The organism is Paludibacter jiangxiensis (assembly GCF_001618385.1).
Lineage (GTDB): Bacteria > Bacteroidota > Bacteroidia > Bacteroidales > Paludibacteraceae > Microbacter > Microbacter jiangxiensis.
The window spans coordinates 439,808-462,085 of the sequence record NZ_BDCR01000003.1 but is presented as its reverse complement, the minus strand read 5'-3'; the positions used below and the strand labels follow the sequence as shown (position 1 = coordinate 462,085).

The window sequence follows — 22,278 nt, the reverse complement described above, 5'->3', positions numbered from 1 at the left end:
ATGAGGTAGTTTGAGGAAAGCCAAATTTAGTTAATTTTGAGGACAAACAAAAATACGACTTTGTTTAAGAAATTGTGCCTTTAGATGTAAATTTATTATTTGTCGATTTTTAAGAGAGAATCAACGGCTTCTTTTACAAAAGGAAACCTGTTGTAATCCTGATGAACAATCTCTTCATTACAAACAATAATATCCAGATCCATGGGTACAATACCCTGGGCTTTTTGCTCGGGAGTGCGGCCAAGCTGAGCTTCCATGGTCTTCAGCTTTGGCTTCAGTTCCAATGCAGGCAGGCTGCTCTCAAAGCTTACGGCTCCGTTGTAAAACGGTTGCGTGTAATGATCGCCGATTGCCGGAATCCATTGAAAGTTGGAAAAATGAACATTGGCAAATGCTTCATTCAGTAGGAATTGCACCTCGCTAACATTTTGTTCCGCGTTGAAGTTTGATCCGATGGAAACGATATATATATTGGACATTGGATTATGCTTATAAACAGATGACAAAAATACATTAATCATGTCTGATTTGGAAAATATAAATCCGACTTTATGTGGGTTCAAATTCAAGCTGTCTTTTTATTTATGCTATATTGTATTGATATATAGATGAATGCATCTGTTTGTTCGTCTCGAAGTCTTCCTTTTGTGGTTAAAAGTCTTTAATTTTCATTAATGGGCACACGTTTAAACGTTTAACCTGCTATATTTGCATCGTAATAATCATGTTCGCCTTTAATCTGAAAATTCAGCTATGAAGAAAAAGACTTCCTTAAAAGATATTGCAGCGCAGGTCGGAGTATCGACCGCGTTTGGTCTCTTATGTGCTGAACAATAAGAAAGAAGGTAGAATCAGCAAGGAGATTACGGCAAAAATCAAACAGGCCGCTATCGATCTTAATTACCAGCCGAACCATATTGCACGGAGCCTTCAGGCACAAAAGACCATGACCATCGGTTTGATTGTGGCCGATATTGCCAACCCATTTTCTTCCCAGATTGCACGGATTATTGAAGACGAAGCGCAAAAAGCCGGCTACTCGGTGATTTTTGGCAGTTCGGACGAAAAAGCCTCGAAAACCGAAAAGCTTATTAAGTTGTTTCTGAATCGTCAGGTCGACGGCTTTATCATTGCTTTCCCCGAAAATACTCAAACTCAGGCTCAATACCTGAAGCAAATCGGCATACCGTTTGTGATGATCGACCGTTATTTTCCGGAAATTACCTCCAATTGCGTGTCAATCAACAACTATTCTGCCGCAGCTTCGGCAATTAATCATTTGCTGGAGAATGGCCGCCGGAAGATAGGTATTGTGACATATGCCACTGCTTTGCACCATTTGAATGAACGTAAGCGCGGTGCCATCGATCTTTTGGGCGATGATGCCGCTGTGGGAGAGATACGTATCGACCACGTGGCAGAAGATGTTGCGGAAGCGATTGCTGGTTTTCTGGCTTTGCCCGAACCGGTGGATGCCGTTTTCTTTAGCACTAACTTACTGACAGTCGCAGGTTTGAAATATCTCAACTCGCTGAATGTTAAAGTGCCGGATCAGGTTGCTGTTGTGGGTTTCGACGAAACCGACGCTTTCGATCTTTTTTATGCTCCCGTCTCTTATGTGAAACAGCCCATGACCGATCTTGGCAGAGAGGCTGTGAATCTGCTCCTTGAAACCATTGACGATAGTAGTTTGCAAAAGTCGGTCACTCTGGATACCGAACTCGTTGCTCGTCAATCGTCTGTTTTGCTCCGATAAATTTTTTTTGCACGAACGTTTAAACGTTTAAACAAATTCTGTCTTCTGAAAATTAAACCCCAAAAATATTTTATTTATCATGAAAAATGAATCTAAATCAGTTGTTTGTTTCGGAGAAGTGCTATGGGATGTTCTTCCCAATCAGGTGAAACCCGGTGGAGCTCCGATGAATGTGGCTTACCACCTGAGAAAGTTCGGTGTCGATAGCCACATGATCTCTCGTGTGGGTGCCGATGAAATGGGCCTGCGCTTGTTGAATTTGCTGGATCAATGGCAGATACCGGCCGGTTATTGTCCTCGCGATACCGAGCATGTTACCGGGCAGGTGATTGCAAAAATTTTACCCGGAAACGAGATGGAATATACCATTCAGCATCATGCTGCCTGGGATTATATCTGCTGTAGTGAAGAGCAGGAATCGCTTGTTGCAAAGGCTGATGCATTTGTTTTCGGTAGTCTGGCTGCCCGTGGCGAGACTTCGCGCGAAACGCTCTTCCGTCTTCTGGAAAAGGCTCAATACAAAGTGTTTGATATTAATCTGCGTGCTCCGTTTTACAATTCAGAGATAGTTGAACAACTGCTTGAAAAGTGTAATCTGTTAAAGATGAACGAAAACGAGTTGTATCTGTTGTCGCAATGGTATTTGCTGAGTGCTGATAATGAAGCCGCCAGTGTTAGAACGTTGCAGGAACGTTTCGGAATTGACGAAGTAATTGTTACACGAGGAGGGGATGGTGCCTCTTATTATTCTGCTTCGGAAACTTGTTCGATTGCTGCCTATCCGGTTGAAGTTCAGGATACCGTAGGTAGCGGCGATTCTTTTTTGGCTGCATTTCTTGCCCAAAAACTGCAAGGCGCAGCGCCTTATGATAGAATGAAATATGCATCAGCCTTAGGTTCATTTGTTGCTTCACGCGACGGTGCCTGTCCGGCATATACTCTCGATCAACTTAAATTATTTATAGCTCAAAAAGAAGAAGAAGTCGTTTGGTAATCAATTCCTTGAATCATAAAAACACAAAATTATGCAAACTTCAAATTTTAATTCACCCAAGGCCGTTGTGGCCACCACATCGCTCGATGCAAAAGTTCAGAAAGCAAGTTATCTGATCCCATTTGTTCTCGTTATCAGTCTTTTCTTTATGTGGGGAATGGCCGGTAACCTGAATGATATTCTCATTAAGCAGTTCAAAAAGACGTTCGAATTGACAGATTTTCAATCGGGTTTGGTACAATCGGCTTTTTACATGGGCTATTTTTTGTTTGCCATTCCGGCTTCGTTGGTAATGCGCCGTTTTAATTACAAGTCAGGCATTATAATTGGCCTGTTGCTTTATGCCACGGGTGCTTTTCTCTTTTTCCCGGCCGCCAATCTGGCTTCCTATGGCTTCTTTTTGTTTGCTTTATTTGTCATTGCTTCCGGTCTGGCATTTCTGGAAACGGCCGCCAATCCGTATGTATCGGTGCTGGGTGCCCCTGAGACGGCTACTTTCCGTCTTAATCTGGCGCAATCGTTCAATCCTATTGGCTGCGTGACAGGAATTTTGGTGGGACAACATTTTATTTTCTCTGGCGTGGAATATTCGAAAGAACAACTGGCGGCTATGGCTCCCGAAGCGATAAAGGCTTACCACCAAACTGAAGCGTTGGCCGTACAAACGCCTTATTTGGTAATTGGTATGGTAATATTGATTGCAGCTTTGGCTATCGCCATTACTAAATTTCCGACCGTAAAAGACGAAGAAGTTTCCGAGCAAAGTTCAGCAAAAAGCACTCTTAAATTTATTTTTGGCAAACGTCATTTCAAACAAGCAGTGTTGGCTCAGTTCTTTTATGTTGGTGCGCAGGTCTGCATCTGGAGTTACCTCATTCGCTACATACAGGGTACTATGCCCGGAACACCCGAAAAGGTGGCTGCCAACTTCCTTACAATCTCTCTGGTCGTTTTTACCATCGGACGTTTTGTGGGAACTGCATTGCTCAAGAAAATCAAGGGTCATAACTTGTTGGGACTTTATGCCGTAATGAATGTCGCTTTGTTGATTGTCGGAATTTTGTTGCCGGGAAATATCGGAGCCTGGATGCTGGTTGCCACCAGTTTCTTCATGTCGATCATGTATCCCACTATTTTCTCTCTCGGTATCCGCGATTTGGGCCAACACACCAAACTTGCCTCTTCAGTACTGGTGATGGCCATTATCGGTGGCGCTACACTCACCATGCTTATGGGTGCTGTTTCAGACCTTGCCGGTATTGCCAACTCGCTGATTGTTCCGTTGCTTTGCTTCGTGTTTATTGCGTTCTACGCATTGAAAGGCTACAAAGAAAAAGTAGAAAGCAATTCGCATCTCTCTTCTTATTAAATCATCCACACGATTTTTTTACACGAAAGTTTAAACGTTTAAACTATGAAAAACGTCATTTCAATAATAGTTTTTTTGATGGTTGTACATGCCGTGAGAGGACAGGTGGTGATTACCAATACCCGGATGTCGTTCGGAACTACCGGTCGTATCGGAGTCGGATTGTCGCCTACCGGCGAAGGGAATATGTGGAAGCCGCTGAACCTGACCGGTCAGGGATCGCTGGCCGGCAGAATGGAGCAAAATGACTACATGGATTTATTGCCGGCACTCCATTTTACACCGATGTTGAACGGAAAAGACAGCACCAATGTTACGTTTCAGGTTCGTCTGGGTATGTATGCGGCAAATGGCCAGTTTATGGGCAATACCGGCACACGCACCGATGGTGGTCTGACTTTTATTTTGCCCGAGACTTACATCGAAGCACGGAATATTCTGGGTAGCCGTTGGTCGGCCTGGGTGGGTGTTCGTTTCCGCCGCTACGATGATATTCATATTTGCGATTATTTTTATTTCGACGACCATTCGGCGCAAGGTGCAGGTGTTAGTTACAAGAATACGGAACTTGCAATGTATATGCCGGCATCTACCGATTCATATCCATACAATTACAAGGTGACCGTGGCCGGAGCTACTAATCCGGTGATTCGCCAGCGCCAGGTTTATGTGCTTGAACACAGCATTATTTCCAACAATGGGAATACACTAAAGCTATTGGGAGAATTTCACCATGTGGCAGCCTCCTCCGATTCGGCGTCTATGCATTTTAAGTCCGATAACGGTTGGGTGATCGGGGCAAAGTACAACAATGCCATCAAAACCCGTATGCCCGGTTCGTTCAACCAGTTTGCCGTTCGTTACGGAAAGGGAATTGCCAACGGTGGCGACAACGGGACTACTTACACCTGGTCGACTTACGGAGCTCCCGACGAAAATGGGAAATATACCAATGCTTACTCCTTTACCACGGTAGAACATTTTCTGTTGAACCTGTCGCGAAAAATTACCCTCAATGGATACGGCGTGTTTACCCAAAGTAAAGGTGGGGCTTCGAATGATAATAAAGCGACCTACTTCGACGGATCTGAGATTTATAACCGGAAAACTGATTTTGTGGTGGGCATGCGCAGTATTTTTTATGCCACCAACTGGCTGCACCTGATCAATGAGTTGCACTATGCTGTTCGTAAAGACGGCTCCAATCCCGATGCAGCCATGTGGAAATTCTCTTTTGCTCCTACGATTGCCCCGCTTGGCAAACGCGATCCTTGGTGTCGGCCACATATTCGTCTGGTAATGACGTTGGCCCGCTACAACGATTATGCCGCGGCCAACCACTATTCTCCCTGGTTGCAAATCAACAACAAACGCTGGGGAACCTACGTCGGTGTGAAAACGGAATGGTGGATTTTTTAATCGCTTTATAATTAGTAATAAATAATACTATGCCAAAATTCGGATCAACAATACTCTCTTTTATTCCATCATGGACTCCGGAGGGAGGAAAATATGCCATTGAAAAGTGTGCGGAATATGGTTTCGATATGCTCGAAATTATTTTGCCTGCCACGCTCGATTTCGATGCCAAAACTGTAAAAAAACAATTGGACAACGTCGGTCTGGAAGGTAGATGTACGCTCAATCTTCCTTCTGATTGCCACTTGCCTAAACAACCTGAAAAATCTCTTACTTTGATCAAACGAGCAATAGACAAAGTGGCTGAAATGGAGGGCGATTTTCTGGGAGGAGTCCTGCATTCAGCTATTGGAAAATTTACCGGACAGCCTTGTAGTGACACGGAACGTAAGGTAGTGAATCATGTATTTGCAGAGTTGGCCGTTTATGCCGCTGAACGCAATATTATCGTTGCGCCGGAACCAATCAATCGTTACGAAAGCTATGTGTTTACTTCGGCAGATGAGGTCTTGTTTATGATTGATCGCGTTGGATTCCTCAATCTGGGTCTTCATCTCGATACCTTTCACATGAATATCGAAGAGTCTGACTTTTACACTCCTGTGATTAAGGCAGATAAAAAGCTAAAACATCTGCACATTACAGAGAGCGACCGAGGAATGCTTGGTGAAGGGAATGTTCATTGGGATGATCTTTTTCGGGCTCTTGCAACGATAGATTATCAGGGACCGCTGGTACTGGAAAATTTTTCTTCGGAAATACGAGAGTTGGTCGGACCTACTTCTTTGTGGCGACCGTCGAAGTATAATTCTGAAGATCTGGCTAAAGGCAGCCTTGCGTTCATGAAAAATAAGGTGGCTGAGTTTTATATTAATTGAGAAAAAGAGCGGCTCGAATGTGATTGGACTGGTCGGGTTGTCATTGTAAAGTGGCAACCCGTTTTTTTATACAGACAATCCGCTGGATGATTTGCACAGCTTGCTGATTAATTGTAAATTTGCACTCCGAAAAAAAGAAATTCAAAAAGCAAATCTTTTTCATATATGTTTGAAAATCTAAGCGAAAGACTTGAACGGTCGTTTAAGATACTGAAAGGTCAGGGATCGATTACCGAAATCAACGTTGCCGAAACGTTGAAAGATATCCGTAAAGCATTGATCGACGCCGACGTAAACTACAAGGTGGCCAAGACATTTACCGATGAGGTAAAAGAAAAAGCACTCGGTCAGGATGTGTTGACTTCGTTGCAACCCGGGCAGTTGATGGTGAAGATCGTGCACGACGAATTGGCTCGTTTGATGGGCGGTACTACCGTCGATGTCAATATCAAGGCCAATCCGGCAATTATTCTTATGTCGGGTTTGCAGGGTTCCGGTAAGACAACCTTTTCCGGTAAGCTGGCCAGCATGCTTAAGTCGAAACGAGGCAAGAATCCTTTGTTGGTTGCTTGCGACATTTATCGTCCGGCTGCTATCGACCAGTTGAAGGTGCTTGGAGAACAAATCGGTGTGCCTGTTTATGCTGAAATTGGCAACAAAGATGCGGTAGAAATCGCAAAAAATGCCGTAAAATTTGCCAAACAGAACAATCATGACCTGGTAATTGTCGATACCGCTGGTCGTCTGGCTATCGACGAGCAGATGATGAAAGAGATTGCTGCCGTGAAAGCAGCCATTCAGCCGCACGAAACCCTCTTTGTGGTCGACTCTATGACCGGTCAGGATGCGGTGAATACTGCCAAGGAATTTAACGATCGTCTCGATTTCGACGGGGTTGTCCTTACCAAACTTGATGGTGATACCCGCGGTGGTGCGGCGCTTTCTATCCGTACGGTGGTTACCAAACCGATCAAATTCGTGGGTACCGGCGAAAAGATGGATGCCCTCGACACTTTCCACCCCGAACGTATGGCCGACCGTATTCTCGGTATGGGCGATATTGTTTCGTTCGTGGAAAAAGCTCAGGAAATGTACGATGAAGAAGAGAGCCGTCGCCTGAGCAAAAAACTGGCTAAAAATCAATTCGACTTCGACGATTTTATGGGTCAGTTGACTCAGATCAAAAAGATGGGTAATCTGAAAGATGTGGCTTCAATGATTCCCGGTATGGGCAAAGCATTGAAAGATGTTGAATTTGACGACAATGTTTTCAAATCGACCGAAGCGATTATTCACTCCATGACACCGTTCGAACGCAAGAATCCGGAAGTGATTAACGGAACCCGCCGTCAGCGTATTGCCAAAGGGAGCGGAACTACCATTCAGGATGTGAACCGTCTGCTGAAACAGTTCGACGAAATGCGTAAAATGATGAAAATGGTATCGCAACACAAGATGCCGTTCAAAAGAAAATAATCGGATTAACGATGTAAAAATGAACGCAGCTGCTTTCGGGTAGCTGCGTTTTTTTATGACAAAGAATCAAATCGAGCAGATATACGCTTTTGTTTTGGGAATTGTGTATATTTGTGTGGCTTTGAAAATGGCTGATGTCGGATTGAATGCCCGATTATTGGCTCATTAGCTATGCAGAACGTTGTTTGTCTCATTTTCAAATTGAATTCATGCGAAACGTCAATATTAAAAAATTATACTTCAAGGATACCTCGTTTGCTGATTTGATGAATAAACGGGTGTTCAATATTCTGCTGATTGCCAGTGCCTACGACTCGTTTACGCTGGAGGAAGACGGTCGGGTAGATGAGCAGATATTCAACGAATATGTCTCTCTTAACCTGCGCTATCCGCCACGAATTACGTTGGTGCATACCGAGGAAGAGGCTTTTCGGTTACTGCAAAGCCGTTCGTTTGAGTTGATTATTTCTATGCCTTCGGGCGAACACAGTGATACCTTTGAATTGGCCAAACGAATCAAAGATCAGTTTCCTCAAATTCCCATCACCGTTCTTACACCCTTCTCGCGTGGTGTTACCCGCCGGTTGGCGCATGAAGACCTGAGTGCTATCGACTACGTATTTAGCTGGCTGGAGAATGCCGATTTGTTGCTGGCCATTATCAAATTGATGGAAGATAAGATGAATGCCGAGGCCGACGTGAAATCGGTCGGAGTGCAGGTTATTCTGGTGGTAGAGGATTCTGTGCGGTTTTACTCATCTATTTTGCCTTTGCTTTATAAGTTGGTATTCAAGCAGTCGCGCTCGTTTATGACTGAGGCGCTCAATGAGCACGAACGGATGCTGCGTATGCGCGGACGGCCCAAAATTTTGCTGGCGCGTAACTATGAAGAGGCCTGGGAACTTTATCAACGCTATAAACATCATCTACAGGGCGTAATTACCGATGTGAGTTTCAACCGTTCGGGAGTGAAAAACAAATTTGCCGGTGTGGCACTCTGTGAAGATATTCGGTTGGAAGATCCTTATGTTCCGATCATTATGCAGTCATCCGATGAGGAAAATGCCGAGTATGCTGAACGATTCGGAGCTGTTTTTCTGAATAAGAACGCCAAGGTTTTTCAGCGCGATTTGCAGGAGACGGTGATTAATAATTTCGGTTTCGGCGATTTTGTCTTTATCAATCCCTTAACCGGAGAAGAAGTAGCTCGTGTGACGAAGCTGAAGGATTTGCAGGAACTGATTTTCACTATTCCCGATGATTCGTTGCTCTACCATGTGTTGCGCAACCATATCTCGCGCTGGCTCTATTCGCGGGCCATGTTTCCGCTGGCCGAATTCCTGCGGCGCATTACCATCGAGCCTGGCGATACGCTGGGCGATGTACGGAAAATTATTTTTGATGCCATTGTCGATTACCGTCGTATCAAAAACAAGGGAATTGTGGCGGTTTTCGAGCGGGGTCGTTTCGACGAATATTCCAACTTTGCCCGTATCGGTGAAGGATCTATGGGAGGCAAGGGGCGTGGTCTGGCGTTTTTGGATGCCATGGTGAAACGCAACATTGAAGAGAGCGAATTCGGAACTTCGGTGGTTGCCGTGCCCCGTACGGTCGTGCTTTGTACCGATGTTTTCTCCGAATTTATGGAGCGGAACAACTTGTATTCTATCGCCTTGCAGGACGAACCCGACGAGGTGATCTTGAATCATTTCCTTAATGCGAAAATGGCGCAGAATATTGTGGCCGATCTCTACGCGTTCCTCGGTTCCATTGCCGGACCCATTGCAATACGGTCGTCCAGTTTGCTCGAAGATTCGCATTACCAACCGTTTGCCGGCATTTATACCACCTACATGGTGCCTAATGTGAAAGCCAGTAAAACCAATACCCTGCTGGCTGTGTGTGAGGCAATAAAGGCGGTTTATGCGTCGGTCTATTACAAGAGCAGTAAGGCCTACATGAAGGCTACGCGCAATGTGATCGACGAAGAAAAGATGGCTATTGTGTTGCAGGAGGTATGCGGATCGGCCTACGGGACTCATTTTTATCCCTCATTTTCGGGAGTGGCACGCTCGCTAAATTACTATCCTATCGGACACGAAACTTCAGAGGAGGGCATTGCTAATGTGGCGTTGGGGCTCGGAAAATATATTGTGGACGGAGGTACATCGTTGCGTTTTTCGCCTGCGCATCCCAAAAGTTGTCTGCAGGCCAATAATGTGGAGATTGCATTGAAAGAAACGCAAACTCATTTCTATGCTTTTGATCTTTCGCAGGAGCATTTTACGCCGCAGGTGGACGATGGTTTCAATCTCTTGAAACTTACATTGAAGGATGCCGAGAAAGATAATTCGCTGCCGTGGCTGGCATCAACGTTCAATCCGCAGGCACAAGCACTTTACGATTCGATGTTTGAGGAGGGGCGGCGGGTAATTACGTTTGCCAATATTTTGAAACACGATACTTTCCCTTTGGCGTCTATCTTGCAAAAAGTATTACAGACCGGACAGCGCGAAATGGGGCGTCCTGTTGAAATAGAGTTTGCCGTAGAACTCGATAGGAAGAACAAGGCAGGGACGTTTTATCTGTTGCAAATTCGTCCTATTGTGGATTCCATGGAGATGCTAGAAGAGGATCTGGAAGAGATTCCCGACGGCGAAACCATTATCAATTGCACCAATGCACTGGGCCATGGTATTACGCACGATGTTTGCGATATAATCTATGTGAAACCCGAGTCGTTCAATGCTGCCAACAATCGCAAAATGGTGGACGAAATAGAGGTGATTAACCACCAACTGCTCTCCGAAGAGCGGGGTTGTGTGCTGGTCGGGCCGGGGCGCTGGGGAACTAACGATCCATGTCTGGGTATCCCCGTCAAGTGGCCGCACATCTCATCGGCACGGCTGATTGTGGAGGCAGGCCTGACTAATTATCGCATCGATCCGAGTCAGGGAACGCACTTCTTTCAGAACCTGACTTCGTTTGGAGTCGGTTATTTTACAGTTAACCCGTATATCAAAGAAGGTTATCTCGATTTTGCTTATCTTGATGCGCAACCTGCTCTTTACGAAACAGAAAATATTCGTCATGTCCGCTTCGAACAGCCTTTCGTAATTAAAATAGACGGTAGAAAGAGTAGGGGAGTGGTGCTGAAATCAGGAAAGAATTAATTGACACGCGAACTCGTAACCATCAATATCGTATTCATGAAGAAACTAACTTTATTTTTTGTATTTGCCATTGCCTGTTTGAGCATCCATGCACAACAGGCTTTGTGGGGAGCCGGCGAAATCGTGTCGCCTCAAATTAACAGTGACAACACGGTGACATTCCGTTTGAATGCGCCTCAGGCTGTAAAAGTAGAAGTGACGGGAGATTTTCTTTCTCCTCAAAAACAACAAACTTCGTTCGGACTGGTTGACGCACCGGGTACTGCTAAGCTTAAAAAAAACGACAAGGGTATTTGGGAATTTACCACGCCACAACCCCTTTCTCCGGAACTTTACAGCTATTCGTTTCTGATTGACGGATGCAAAGTGACTGACCCTTCCAATGTTTATATGATACGCGACGTGGCCTCAGTTACAAGCGTATTTATAGTTGGTGGTGGACGAGCCGATCTTTACAAGGTGAATGCTGTGCCCCACGGTAGCGTTACCCGTCGTTGGTATCAGAGTCCGTCGCTTGGATTGACCCGCCGCATCACCATTTACACTCCTCCCGGATACGAAGAAAGTAAAGCGAATTATCCTGTGCTGTACCTGCTGCACGGTATGGGTGGTGACGAAGAGGCCTGGATTGCTTTGGGGCGTACCGCGCAGATTCTCGATAACCTGATTGCTGCGGGGAAGGCCAAGCCTTTGATTGTGGTTATGCCCAATGGTAATGCCGTACAGGAAGCTGCCCCGGGCGAATCGTCGCTGGGTTTCTATAAACCGACTTTTCAGTTGCCAAAAACTATGGAAGGATCGTATGAGAAAGCGTTCCCTGAAATTGTAAATTTCATTGACCTGAACTATCGCACGGTGAAGGCAAAATCGGGACGAGCCATTGCCGGACTTTCAATGGGAGGTTTCCACTCTCTGCATATTTCAAAGGAATATCCCGATATGTTCGACTATGTCGGTTTGTTTTCAGCGGCAATTCTGCCCGATAAAGAAAACACATCGCCTGTGTACATGGATATGGATAAAAAACTTCAGGTTCAGTTCGATAAACATCCGAAACTATACTGGATTGCAATCGGAAAGGCCGATTTTCTCTACAAGGCCAATGCAGAGTATCGGCAACGTTTGGATGAACATAAGTTTCCTTACAAATACTTCGAAACTGAAGAAGGCCATATCTGGAAAAACTGGCGGATTTACCTGAGCGAATTTGCGCCGCAATTGTTTGATAAGTAATAAACGTAACTGTGTTTCTTATTGAGGTAGGCGAATCTTGATGAATTTTTTATACATTTGTTTTATTAAAACAGAATAGAATTATTTTGTCTGTTTTGTGAGCTGATTATGTGCCAATCTATTTTACTTAAGCTATTTATGAAACAAAAATTCGTTATGGGGCTGATGTTGTTATCAGTTCTTTTGTTGTCGTCATGTCAAAAAGATACATGGAGACAAGGTACGCTTGACTATAAATTTACTCCGACGACCTCTCGCACTGGTTATTTTGAAGAACGTCAGGTTGCTTATCCCGAAGATATTTCAATTACCGGCTATGCAAATCAAATCAATGATTTCAGCTTCTTGGGTTCTGTGGTTGAAGTTACCGGTGATCTGGTGGCGGGAGATGTGATTCGGGGCCTAGTGATAGATATAGATGGATTAGAACCTTACACATTTTCCAATATTCCGGTTTATAAAAACGGAGAAGTGATTACGATTGCCGATTCACGCAATAATGTCGCTTTCTATAATTTCATGATGAATGCGTTCAATCACATGCGAAACACGGGAAAGCAGGATATTATTGTCAGCGCATATCTTCAGGATCGGTATGGCTATGCTGTTCCGGGTGCCAGAGTAGAAGTGAATATTTACAACGATTTGGATGTTAATGTGAATGATTAACCTCTTTTTGTTCAAAAAAAAACGGTCGGATTTTCATTTGAAGATCCGACCGTTTTGTATATGTGTGAATGGATATTATCCGTTATTACGGGAGTCTTTTACAATCACATCGTGCGCTCCGCCTTCGATGATACTGGTCGACGAAACTAAGGTGATTTTGCCGTTTTTCTGCAAATCGATGATAGAAGTAACGCCGCAGCTACTCATAGTAGAGCGTATTTTACCCAGCGTAATATCAAGGTTATCTTTCAGTTTTCCGGCGTAAGGCACAAAGCTGTCAACGCCTTCTTCAAACTTCAGGCCTTCTGCACCTCCTGCATCATAGCGTTGCCAGTTGCGTGCGCGGTTCGAACCTTCACCCCAGTATTCTTTCATATAGTTACCGTTTACCATCAGTTTGCGGGTAGGACTTTCGTCGAAACGAGCAAAGTAACGACCCATCATGATGAAGTCGGCTCCCATTGCCAAAGCAAGTACCATGTGATAATCCTGAACGATGCCGCCATCCGAACAGATAGGGACATAAACGCCGGTCTTTTTGAAATATTCGTCACGAGCAGCAGCCACTTCAATTATGGCTGTAGCCTGTCCACGACCGATCCCTTTTTGTTCGCGGGTGATACAGATAGAACCGCCACCGACACCCACTTTCACGAAGTCGGCTCCGGCTTCGGCCAGATAAAGAAATCCGTCACGATCAACCACGTTGCCGGCTCCGATTTTTACCTTGTCGCCGTAAGTGTTTTTTACGTATTCCAAAGTTTCTTTCTGCCAAACGGAGAACCCGTCGGATGAGTCGATACACACCACGTCAACACCGGCTTCGATCAATTGTGGGACACGTTCGCGATAGTCGCGGGTGTTGATACCGGCCCCAACCAGCAATTTCTTGTCGGCATCCGAGATTTCGTTAGGGTTGTCCTGATGGCTATCGTAATCTTTGCGAAATACAAAATATTTCAGACATTGGTTGTTGTCGATAATAGGCAAACAATTGAGCTTGTGATCCCATATAATGTCGTTTGCTTCGGCCAATGAGATGCCGAATTCGCCTGTTATCAGCTTGTCAAACGGAGTCATAAACTCTTTTACTTTCTTGTCGAGGCTGTCACGGGTGATGCGATAATCACGGCCGGTGACAATGCCGAGTAGCTTGCTGTCAGAAGCGCCGTTTTCGGTAATCCCGATGGTAGCGTGTCCCGATTTTTCTTTCAGAGCCAGTACGTCAGCCAGTGTGTTTTCCGGAGTGAGGTTGGCGTCGCTGATTACAAATCCGGCTTTGTATTTTTTGACTTTGCGCACCATTTCAGCCTGCGATTCGATGGATTGCGAACCGAAGATAAATGAAAGTCCACCGTTGCGTGCCAGTGCAATCGCCATTTTATGATCCGATACGGATTGCATAATTGCCGATACAAACGGAATGTTGAGGGAGATTGCAGGCTCTTCGTTCGCCTTGAATCTTACAAGCGGAGCTTTCAATGATATCTGGTTAGGAATACACTCTTTGGTGGTTAAACCCGGGATCAGCAGGTATTCACTAAACGTTCTGGAGATGTCATTTAAATAGTGTGCCATATCAGTTTCTTTTTGGAAATAAAATTGGGCAAAGATACAAAAATTAGAGAACTCCGGCAACAGCCCGGAGTGGTTGTTTCTGTCGGTTTATAAGAAAAAAACGGATTGTGTAATGACGCAATCCGTTTAGTTTATTTGTAGTACATTAGGCCGGCTTCGAAGGTTTACCACCTGTTGTGCCCTGCGGAGAAGCAGGCTTCGCAATAGATTCCCGCATCGACGTATCGGCCTCAATATTTTTCATTTTATAATAGTCCATGATGCCAAGATTTCCGCTTCTGAAAGCATCGGCCATGGCCTTGGGAACTTCCGCTTCGGCTTCAATTACTTTAGCACGCGCTTCCTGAGCTTTGGCTTTCATCTCCTGTTCGGAGGCGACAGCCATTGCGCGGCGCTCTTCAGCTTTAGCCTGAGCAATATTCTTGTCGGCTTCGGCCTGATCCATCTGAAGCTGAGCGCCAATATTTTTCCCAATGTCTATATCTGCAATATCAATGGAAAGTATTTCGAATGCTGTTCCTGCATCCAGTCCCTTTTGAAGAACCAGTTTGGATATAGAATCAGGATTTTCCATTACGGTTTTGTGTGTCTGTGACGACCCAATGGATGAAACAATGCCTTCACCAACGCGAGCAAGCACCGTTTCTTCGCCTGCACCACCCACCAGCTGGCGGATATTGGCACGCACCGTTACACGTGCTTTTGTGATCATTTGGATACCATCTTTGGCAACGGCAGTCACCGGAGGCGTATCAATTACTTTGGGATTTACAGACATCTGAACTGCCTCAAACACATCGCGACCGGCAAGGTCAATAGCAGTTGCCATTTGAAAGGAGAGTTCGATGTTTGCTTTGGCAGCAGAAACCAATGCATGAACTACTCTCTCGATGTGTCCTCCGGCAAGATAGTGTGCTTCGAGGTCATCGCGTCGGATGGTGTTTAACCCAGCTTTGTGAGCTTCTATCATGCATCGTACGATGGCATGAGGGGGGACTTTTCGGATGCGCATCAGAAATAGCTGAATCAGCGATATGCTTACTCCTGAAACTTTTGCGGAGATCCACAACAGGAAAGGAACGTAATAAAAGAAAATGATTAGTAGGATGAATAACGCTACTAATCCGCCAACAACAAGAATATCCATAGTTGATGCGTTTTACGTGAGTATTATTAATGTCCGTTTATTGAAAGCCTAAGAGCTGCACGTCAAAAATCAAAGTTGAGTAAGCTGGGATGTTCCCGTAAGCGCTAGAGCCATATCCTAATGTTTGGGGAATGTAAATTTCCCAACGGGAGCCGGTATTCATCTTTGTCAATGCTTCCTGAAATCCGCTTACGAAATAGGAAACGTAGCTTGAGCTTGCTGTGTTAACCCAGGTCGTATCGTTCATTGTTGTATCGAATACGGTTCCGTCAATCAGTCGGCCGGTGTAGACTATTTTTGCATAACTCGATGTATTGGGCTTGAGGCCAACTCCATCTGTTAATATTTTGTATTGAAGACCGCTTTTTGTGACATGAACGCCATCTTTGGTCGCATTTTCTTTTAGAAATTTTTCGTTCAAATCTTTCCAACTATCGCTGGCGCTGGTGCAAGCGCAAACGCATACGGTGATTCCTAAAGCAACAATAATAAATGTAATCCAGCTACGAGTCGACATAAAATGAGTGTTAGAAGATGAGTTGATGGTGCTATATATCTTCAGGTGTGTTTCTGATTGTAATTTTATTCAAGGGTAAGTTCCCTGAATGTATTATTCTGGCTTTCAAAACCAGGCATCAAAGATAGTAAAATTTGAAAGGGTGGCAAAAAAAATCCGGTCACTTCACAGTGAACCGGACTCCCATCTAACCAAAAACCAAAAAAAAATAAAGATTGTCAGCACTGAGGCTGCAGTTATATTGTTGAATGTTAATTTGTTGAACTATTTTTTAGGGTAAGTTAGTTCGTAACGCATAACATTTCCTGTGTAATTTTTAGCTTCTATTACCAATTGAATATTTCCTAAGGGTAATGTATTTGTAAAGTCCTTTAAGTCAAAAGATATGATACCCTTATTTTGTATGACATATCGTTCACTAAATGCATTCTGTCTGAACTCGAGATGTGTTTTGCCGTCAGTAGCAGTTGGTAACAGTGAGTTTTTTACCAGGCTAAACAAGTGTTTAACCTTGTCGCCATAATATCTAAACGAAACGTTAAGATAATTGCCTCCTACCCAGATTTCATCAATATCAACAGGGTCGTTTCCGATGCTGTCCTGATTAGCTGCATTGAGGACTTCTACTTTCTTTATCTCTATCTCGTTTATGTTGTTGATTCTGATTTTACGCAACAATTGTTCGTTGATGGAATCTGACAAAATGGAGTAATTTATGATTACCCGCTTGCCATTTTCGGCTTTGAAGTCTGTTTCGTTTGCTATGGCATAGCTTCCGTTATCAAACTGAACGCCGAAATTGCCGGAATGGTTGGTTTGGTAAACGGTAGCAAGACTAACCCAATACTTGTCCAAAGAGCTTTGTTCTTCTTTGTCACAGGATGTGACGCTCAATAAAGTCGCACAAATGCAAACTAATCCTATTATCTTCATTCAATAAATTACTGCCTTTGTAATGTAAGATGAAAAGAGCTGGAAAACGTTGCATAATTTGGAGTGATTTAATAAATATTAACTATTTCGTATTGTGTTGATAGAAAGTGAAGTCTATGTACATTTGTAATGCGGAGGTTCCGCTGGATGTTGTAAGGTAATTTGAGGAAGTGGTTTGGCGAAAATTATACTTAACGATTCAAAAAACACCAGTGCTGTTTTCACGCTAATTCAAATATAATTGTAACTTTGCGAATCAATACACCTTGCATTTTTACACTTTTAAAAAAAACGTATGAAGTTATTCTCGGGTTTTGTTTTAAGCTGCTTTGTTGCAGTGTTTGTTATTGTTGGATGTAGTGGGTCGTCCACTTACTCCGATCTTGTAAAAACGCAGAAAGCAACAATCAGCTCATATATCAGTCGTAAAGGAATAAACGTAATAGGGACATTGCCTTCAAATTATTCAAAGATTGTTTGGGGCGAGAATCAATACTATTTAAGCTCAACAGGCTTGTATTATCATTTATCTCAGGTTGGGGATGCGGTTGCTATCGACTCAAAAGATTCCATACGTATCGGGGATAATGTTGTTGTACGTTACATAAAGGTTGATCTTACAGAACCGGCTGATACGGTTGAAAGTACATGGTCGACTCTGAATTCGGCCTACCCCAGCAGTCTGACTTACGGTTCTACAGGTTCGGAACCATCTGCATGGCAAGAGGCAATCACTTATATGAAATATTCAGGTGCTCAAGCAGAACTTATTGTTCCCGGAACACTTGGCACTTCAACTGATCAGTCAAATGTAGCTCCGTATTATTATAAGCTGAGTATTAAAAAACTTCCGCGATAATTAAGAACAACTCATATAAAGGCTGCGAATCAATTAATATATTTGGTTCGCAGTAATTTTTTGTACACACCTAATATTTTTGTACTATGACATTAATCAAATCCATATCAGGAATTCGGGGAACCATTGGAGGCAAGACAGGCGATGGTCTTAATCCTCTTGATATAGTGAAATTTACAACAGCTTATGCTACCTGGGTAAAAAGACATACGCAGCAACGTCCATTGAAAGTAGTTGTGGGGAGAGACGCACGTATTTCAGGCGAAATGGTTAATCATGTTGTGATAGGTACCTTACTTGGAATGGGATTTGATGTGGTTAACATTGGTTTGGCTACAACACCAACGACAGAGCTCGCCGTTACAATGGAGAGTGCTAGTGGAGGTATAATCCTTACGGCAAGCCATAATCCCAAACAATGGAATGCCCTGAAATTGCTGAATGAAAAAGGTGAATTCCTGAGTGCTAAGGATGGAGAAGAAGTTCTTCAGATTGCCGAATCGCAGGATTTTGAATTTGCAGAGGTTGATGAGATTGGTAAATTGACTGAAGATTTTACCTATACACAAAAGCATATCGAAAGCGTTCTTGCTCTCGATTTGGTGGATGTGGAAGCGATCTATAAGGCAGATTTCAAAGTAGCTGTCGATTGTGTTAACTCGGTGGGTGGAATTGCAATCCCGGAATTGCTCTCAAACCTTGGAGTTAACAGTGTGGAAAAATTATACTGCACCCCCGACGGACATTTCCCGCACAACCCGGAGCCCCTGCCGGAACATCTTACCGCAATTTCGGATTTGTTGAAAAGCGGCAAGGCAGATGTCGGTTTTGTTGTCGATCCGGATGTAGATCGTCTGGCTATTATTTGCGAAGATGGCACCATGTTTGGTGAAGAATATACCTTGGTTTCGGTAGCCGACTATGTTCTTTCAAATACTCCCGGAAATACGGTTTCTAATATGAGCTCAACCCGTGCGTTGCGTGATGTTACGCAGCAGCATGACGGTGTTTATACTGCTTCAGCTGTGGGCGAAGTCAACGTGGTGACGAAGATGAAAGAAACAAATGCTGTCATTGGCGGCGAAGGCAACGGTGGCGTTATTTATCCTGCCAGCCATTATGGACGCGATGCTTTGGTTGGTATTGCTCTGTTCCTGACTCATTTGGCAAAAACAGGCAAAAAAGTATCGGAACTGCGCGCAACTTATCCTTCTTATTTTATGGGTAAAAAGCGGATGGAACTGACTCCTGCGATTAATGTTGATGAAGTATTGGTAGCTATCAAAACAAAATATGCTCAATACGATATTAATGATATTGACGGGGTGAAGATCGATTTCCCGGAAGGATGGGTACATTTGCGTAAATCCAACACAGAGCCTATCATTCGAATATATTCGGAAGCTAAATCTCCGGCAGAAGCCGATCGTTTGGGTGAAGAAATTATTGCGGAGATTAAAAAGCTGATTTAATATAGTCGTTTAGCTATATCTCTATTTTATGGGTAATACAGCGATGCAAAATAAAAAGCATGTGCGGGCCCTGATTAAAGAGCGCAAACAGCAATTATCGAAAGACGAACAAGTTTATTTGTCTGAGAAAGTTGTTCAAAATATTGAGCAGTGTGAAGAATTTCGCACTGCTCATTCTGTTTTGTGCTATTGGCCTTTGGCAGATGAAGTGCTGATAGATTCGTTAATTGAAAAATACTGGCAGACAAAGCAAGTCTATTTGCCAGTTGTTGCCGGTGATAAACTGGAATTGAAACTTTTTGAAGGCCGCGATAAAATGCAGGTTGGAGCATTCGGAATTTTGGAACCGAGCGGAGAAGTTTATTCTGGAGATGTGGATCTGGTGATTGTTCCTGGTGTAGCGTTTGACTTGCAGGGGCATCGCCTGGGCAGAGGGAAAGGCTATTATGATCAATTCCTTCCGTCTACTAAAGCGTATAAGTTAGGCGTTGCTTTTCGATTGCAGATAGTAGAAAGCATACCTGTTGATGAATGGGATATGCCTGTCGATAAGGTTGTGACAGATTAAAATATATATTGAAGGACCATAAAAAAAGGGCTTCGCAATTTATTTGCGAAGCCCTTTGCTATTTAGTAATTGTTATCAAAGCATTTTCTGAGGATCTAACCACTGGCTTTCAATGTCAAGAAAGTACTTGTAGGTACCAACCGTCAGCTCTTCGCAAGATGCCTCGTCACACACGATAATTCCTTTCGGATGCAATTGCAGCATGCTGATTGTCCATTTGTGATTTACTCCTTCTTCCACGGCCTGACGTAAAGCGCGGGCTTTGTTGTGACCTGAAATAAGGATCAATACTTCGCGGGCATCAAGAATAGTTGCAACGCCTACAGTCAAAGCCGTTTTAGGCACTTTATTGACGTCGTTATCGAAGAAACGCGAATTGGCAATGATTGTATCGGTGGTCAGCTCTTTATCTCTTGTGCGGGAGTATAGCGATGAACAAGGCTCGTTAAAAGCGATGTGTCCATCGGAACCTACGCCACCCATGAAAAGATCGATTCCGCCTACGGCCTTAATCTTTGCTTCATAGCGTTCGCATTCTGCTGTTGTATCTTCGGCATTCCCGTCAAGAATATTCACATTTTCTTTCGGGATGTCGATGTGGCTGAAAAAGTTCTTCCACATGAATGTATGATAGCTTTCGGGATGGTCTTCGGGAATACCGATATATTCGTCCATGTTGAAAGTGATCACATTCTTGAAAGATACAGCTCCGGCTTTATACAGCGCGATCAATTCTTTGTAGGTTCCCAGCGGTGTTGAGCCTGTAGGAAGACCTAAAACGAAAGGCTTTTCCTGTGTTGGATTAGCTTTCCGGATTTTTGATACGATGTAAGCCGCGGCCCATTTTGATACTACCTCGTAGTTCGGCTCAATAATTAGTCTCATAGTAAGTGTAATTTAAAGATTCGTAATTTTGTGTTTCATCTTCACGTTTATGATAGTCTGCAGACTATCTTGTTCATCAGCACCATAACAAAACTGTCAGTAAATCAGCAATACACTTTTTGTTATGATTTAGCCAGCAATCGTCCCAGAGCGATACAGTCTTCGTATTTGTCCTCTTTGAGGCTTTGCTTTATTTCGATGGGGAGACTTACGACATCCCATTTTACCCGTTCTGCAAAAGCTGCCAACAATTTGATGGAAGCATTTGACCAGGTTGACGATCCGAAATAAGCAAATTTACGATTCTTGATATCGCGGGTTTCCAGTTTTGCCAGCAAAGAGGCTATTTCCGGGAATAATTCGTTGCTGTATGTCGGACTTCCGATAACGATGCGGTCATAGCGGAAAATATCACTCAGAATAAACGAAACATCCGTTTTGGACACGTTGTAAATAGTGATATTCTTTTCGCCTTCTTCCGAAAGGCCATACGCGATAGCCTCTGCCATCTGTTCGGTATTGCCGTACATGCTGCCGTAAATAATTACCACGCCGCGTTCACCTTCATACCGGCTTAGTTTGTCTGTGATTTCGATTATTTTATTAACCTTTTCACGCCAAACCGGTCCGTGAGTAGGACAAATAGTCTTGATTTCAATGTCCTTCAGCTTGTTTAATGCATTCTGAACGGCAGATCCGTACTTGCCGGCAATATTTGAAAAGTAGCGACGGCTTTCTTCCAAATGGTTACCGGTTTCAATATCAGTATCAAGCACTCCTCCGTCCAGCGTGCCAAACGCGCCGAACGCGTCTCCCGTAAATAATAACTTGTCGTTAATATCGTAAGTCATCATAGTTTCCGGCCAGTGAATCATCGGAGTGAGGAAGAACTGGAGGGTATGCTTACCCAAAACCAGTTTGTCCCCATCTTTTACTTCGTGCAAGCCATCATTAATTCCGTAGAAACCATCAAGCATTTTAAAGGTACGCGCGTTCCCAACGATTTTAATATCAGGAAACATGCGTCGTATTGCCCGGATTGCTCCTGAGTGGTCAGGTTCCATATGGTTGATAACCAGATAATCCAGATGGCGATCTCCCAGTACACTCAACAGTTTATCCAAAAATACTTCGGCGAAAGAAACCTCCACGGTATCCACCAAAACTGTTTTCTCATCCATTATCAGATAGGAGTTATATGAAACTCCGTGTGGTAGCGGGATGAGGTTTTCAAAGAGCACTTTTTGCCGGTCGTTGACACCTATATAATAAATGTCATCGGTTATATGTCTTGCTTTGTACATAACTAAGTGATTAAAAGATAAACAATATCCATTGTGTATCTTTCCACG

General features: G+C 43.8%; 19 protein-coding genes. 12 read left to right on the top strand and 7 right to left on the bottom strand.

Annotation, left to right across the window (positions count from 1 at the left end; all coding sequences use genetic code 11):
* Window positions 1-95: 95 nt before the first annotated feature.
* Window positions 96-479 carry a 2-amino-4-hydroxy-6-hydroxymethyldihydropteridine diphosphokinase gene (locus PJIAN_RS08435; protein ID WP_068703988.1) on the bottom strand — a complete coding sequence of 128 codons (384 nt, stop codon included), beginning with the start codon at window positions 477-479 and terminating at the stop codon, window positions 96-98.
* 344 nt (window positions 480-823) lie between these two features.
* Between PJIAN_RS08435 and PJIAN_RS08430 the strand changes: the two genes are divergently transcribed.
* The 9 genes from PJIAN_RS08430 (at window position 824) to PJIAN_RS08390 (ending at window position 12,967) form a co-directional block, all read left to right on the top strand.
* Complete coding sequence (locus PJIAN_RS08430) at window positions 824-1,756, top strand: substrate-binding domain-containing protein (protein WP_201787354.1); 933 nt, start codon at window positions 824-826, stop codon at window positions 1,754-1,756.
* A 79-nt stretch (window positions 1,757-1,835) separates the two neighbouring features.
* The gene (locus PJIAN_RS08425) at window positions 1,836-2,750 is read left to right on the top strand and encodes a carbohydrate kinase family protein (RefSeq protein WP_068703987.1); all 915 of its coding nucleotides are present in this window, start codon (window positions 1,836-1,838) and stop codon (window positions 2,748-2,750) included.
* Window positions 2,751-2,781: 31 nt separating this feature from the next.
* Window positions 2,782-4,119 carry an L-fucose:H+ symporter permease gene (gene fucP / locus PJIAN_RS08420; protein WP_068703986.1) on the top strand — a complete coding sequence of 446 codons (1,338 nt, stop codon included), beginning with the start codon at window positions 2,782-2,784 and terminating at the stop codon, window positions 4,117-4,119.
* Window positions 4,120-4,164: 45 nt separating this feature from the next.
* On the top strand, window positions 4,165-5,538 hold the full coding sequence (locus PJIAN_RS08415) for a carbohydrate porin (RefSeq protein ID WP_068703985.1): 1,374 nt from the start codon (window positions 4,165-4,167) through the stop codon (window positions 5,536-5,538).
* 29 nt (window positions 5,539-5,567) lie between these two features.
* Entirely contained in the window at window positions 5,568-6,416 is an 849-nt protein-coding gene (locus PJIAN_RS08410; protein WP_068703984.1) for a sugar phosphate isomerase/epimerase family protein, read from the top strand.
* A 165-nt stretch (window positions 6,417-6,581) separates the two neighbouring features.
* Complete coding sequence (gene ffh / locus PJIAN_RS08405) at window positions 6,582-7,892, top strand: signal recognition particle protein (protein ID WP_068703983.1); 1,311 nt, start codon at window positions 6,582-6,584, stop codon at window positions 7,890-7,892.
* 209 nt (window positions 7,893-8,101) lie between these two features.
* The gene (locus PJIAN_RS08400) at window positions 8,102-11,065 is read left to right on the top strand and encodes a PEP/pyruvate-binding domain-containing protein (protein WP_068704671.1); all 2,964 of its coding nucleotides are present in this window, start codon (window positions 8,102-8,104) and stop codon (window positions 11,063-11,065) included.
* 36 nt (window positions 11,066-11,101) lie between these two features.
* Window positions 11,102-12,298 carry an esterase gene (locus PJIAN_RS08395; protein ID WP_068703982.1) on the top strand — a complete coding sequence of 399 codons (1,197 nt, stop codon included), beginning with the start codon at window positions 11,102-11,104 and terminating at the stop codon, window positions 12,296-12,298.
* 138 nt (window positions 12,299-12,436) lie between these two features.
* A complete protein-coding gene (locus PJIAN_RS08390; RefSeq protein WP_068703981.1) occupies window positions 12,437-12,967 on the top strand; it encodes a hypothetical protein in 531 nt (176 codons plus the stop codon).
* 75 nt (window positions 12,968-13,042) lie between these two features.
* Here PJIAN_RS08390 and PJIAN_RS08385 read toward each other — a convergent pair whose 3' ends face one another.
* From PJIAN_RS08385 to PJIAN_RS08365, 4 genes are all read right to left on the bottom strand, one after another.
* The gene (locus tag PJIAN_RS08385) at window positions 13,043-14,545 is read right to left on the bottom strand and encodes an IMP dehydrogenase (RefSeq protein WP_068703980.1); all 1,503 of its coding nucleotides are present in this window, start codon (window positions 14,543-14,545) and stop codon (window positions 13,043-13,045) included.
* A 145-nt stretch (window positions 14,546-14,690) separates the two neighbouring features.
* Complete coding sequence (floA, locus tag PJIAN_RS08380) at window positions 14,691-15,692, bottom strand: flotillin-like protein FloA (protein WP_068703978.1); 1,002 nt, start codon at window positions 15,690-15,692, stop codon at window positions 14,691-14,693.
* Between the two features lie 37 nt (window positions 15,693-15,729).
* Window positions 15,730-16,209: a BamJ family beta-barrel-assembly machinery protein gene (bamJ, locus tag PJIAN_RS08375; protein ID WP_084252335.1), complete on the bottom strand. Its 480-nt coding sequence runs from the start codon at window positions 16,207-16,209 to the stop codon at window positions 15,730-15,732.
* Window positions 16,210-16,473: 264 nt separating this feature from the next.
* On the bottom strand, window positions 16,474-17,142 hold the full coding sequence (locus PJIAN_RS08365; RefSeq protein WP_084252334.1) for a NigD1/NigD2 family lipoprotein: 669 nt from the start codon (window positions 17,140-17,142) through the stop codon (window positions 16,474-16,476).
* Window positions 17,143-17,437: 295 nt separating this feature from the next.
* On the opposite strand from PJIAN_RS08365, the gene PJIAN_RS08360 reads away from it, so the two are divergent.
* From PJIAN_RS08360 to PJIAN_RS08350, 3 genes are all read left to right on the top strand, one after another.
* Window positions 17,438-18,001 carry a DUF4827 family protein gene (locus tag PJIAN_RS08360; RefSeq protein ID WP_068703972.1) on the top strand — a complete coding sequence of 188 codons (564 nt, stop codon included), beginning with the start codon at window positions 17,438-17,440 and terminating at the stop codon, window positions 17,999-18,001.
* An 86-nt stretch (window positions 18,002-18,087) separates the two neighbouring features.
* Window positions 18,088-19,473 carry a phosphoglucosamine mutase gene (glmM, locus tag PJIAN_RS08355; RefSeq protein ID WP_068703970.1) on the top strand — a complete coding sequence of 462 codons (1,386 nt, stop codon included), beginning with the start codon at window positions 18,088-18,090 and terminating at the stop codon, window positions 19,471-19,473.
* Between the two features lie 28 nt (window positions 19,474-19,501).
* A complete protein-coding gene (locus PJIAN_RS08350) occupies window positions 19,502-20,041 on the top strand; it encodes a 5-formyltetrahydrofolate cyclo-ligase (protein ID WP_068703968.1) in 540 nt (179 codons plus the stop codon).
* 75 nt (window positions 20,042-20,116) lie between these two features.
* Here PJIAN_RS08350 and nagB read toward each other — a convergent pair whose 3' ends face one another.
* On the bottom strand, window positions 20,117-20,926 hold the full coding sequence (nagB, locus tag PJIAN_RS08345; protein WP_068703966.1) for a glucosamine-6-phosphate deaminase: 810 nt from the start codon (window positions 20,924-20,926) through the stop codon (window positions 20,117-20,119).
* A gap of 122 nt (window positions 20,927-21,048) precedes the next feature.
* Complete coding sequence (locus tag PJIAN_RS08340; RefSeq protein ID WP_068703964.1) at window positions 21,049-22,230, bottom strand: FprA family A-type flavoprotein; 1,182 nt, start codon at window positions 22,228-22,230, stop codon at window positions 21,049-21,051.
* Window positions 22,231-22,278 lie beyond the last annotated feature (48 nt).

Excerpts from the sequence above, each read along its gene's own strand:
- PJIAN_RS08435 (WP_068703988.1), bottom strand. The coding sequence starts at position 479 with ATGTCCAATATATATATCGTTTCCATCGGATCAAACTTCAACGCGGAA.
- PJIAN_RS08425 (WP_068703987.1), top strand. The coding sequence starts at position 1,836 with ATGAAAAATGAATCTAAATCAGTTGTTTGTTTCGGAGAAGTGCTATGG.
- fucP (WP_068703986.1), top strand. The coding sequence starts at position 2,782 with ATGCAAACTTCAAATTTTAATTCACCCAAGGCCGTTGTGGCCACCACA.
- PJIAN_RS08415 (WP_068703985.1), top strand. The coding sequence starts at position 4,165 with ATGAAAAACGTCATTTCAATAATAGTTTTTTTGATGGTTGTACATGCC.
- PJIAN_RS08410 (WP_068703984.1), top strand. The coding sequence starts at position 5,568 with ATGCCAAAATTCGGATCAACAATACTCTCTTTTATTCCATCATGGACT.
- ffh (WP_068703983.1), top strand. The coding sequence starts at position 6,582 with ATGTTTGAAAATCTAAGCGAAAGACTTGAACGGTCGTTTAAGATACTG.
- PJIAN_RS08400 (WP_068704671.1), top strand. The coding sequence starts at position 8,102 with ATGCGAAACGTCAATATTAAAAAATTATACTTCAAGGATACCTCGTTT.
- PJIAN_RS08395 (WP_068703982.1), top strand. The coding sequence starts at position 11,102 with ATGAAGAAACTAACTTTATTTTTTGTATTTGCCATTGCCTGTTTGAGC.
- PJIAN_RS08390 (WP_068703981.1), top strand. The coding sequence starts at position 12,437 with ATGAAACAAAAATTCGTTATGGGGCTGATGTTGTTATCAGTTCTTTTG.
- PJIAN_RS08385 (WP_068703980.1), bottom strand. The coding sequence starts at position 14,545 with ATGGCACACTATTTAAATGACATCTCCAGAACGTTTAGTGAATACCTG.
- floA (WP_068703978.1), bottom strand. The coding sequence starts at position 15,692 with ATGGATATTCTTGTTGTTGGCGGATTAGTAGCGTTATTCATCCTACTA.
- bamJ (WP_084252335.1), bottom strand. The coding sequence starts at position 16,209 with ATGTCGACTCGTAGCTGGATTACATTTATTATTGTTGCTTTAGGAATC.
- PJIAN_RS08365 (WP_084252334.1), bottom strand. The coding sequence starts at position 17,142 with ATGAAGATAATAGGATTAGTTTGCATTTGTGCGACTTTATTGAGCGTC.
- PJIAN_RS08360 (WP_068703972.1), top strand. The coding sequence starts at position 17,438 with ATGAAGTTATTCTCGGGTTTTGTTTTAAGCTGCTTTGTTGCAGTGTTT.
- glmM (WP_068703970.1), top strand. The coding sequence starts at position 18,088 with ATGACATTAATCAAATCCATATCAGGAATTCGGGGAACCATTGGAGGC.
- PJIAN_RS08350 (WP_068703968.1), top strand. The coding sequence starts at position 19,502 with ATGGGTAATACAGCGATGCAAAATAAAAAGCATGTGCGGGCCCTGATT.
- nagB (WP_068703966.1), bottom strand. The coding sequence starts at position 20,926 with ATGAGACTAATTATTGAGCCGAACTACGAGGTAGTATCAAAATGGGCC.
- PJIAN_RS08340 (WP_068703964.1), bottom strand. The coding sequence starts at position 22,230 with ATGTACAAAGCAAGACATATAACCGATGACATTTATTATATAGGTGTC.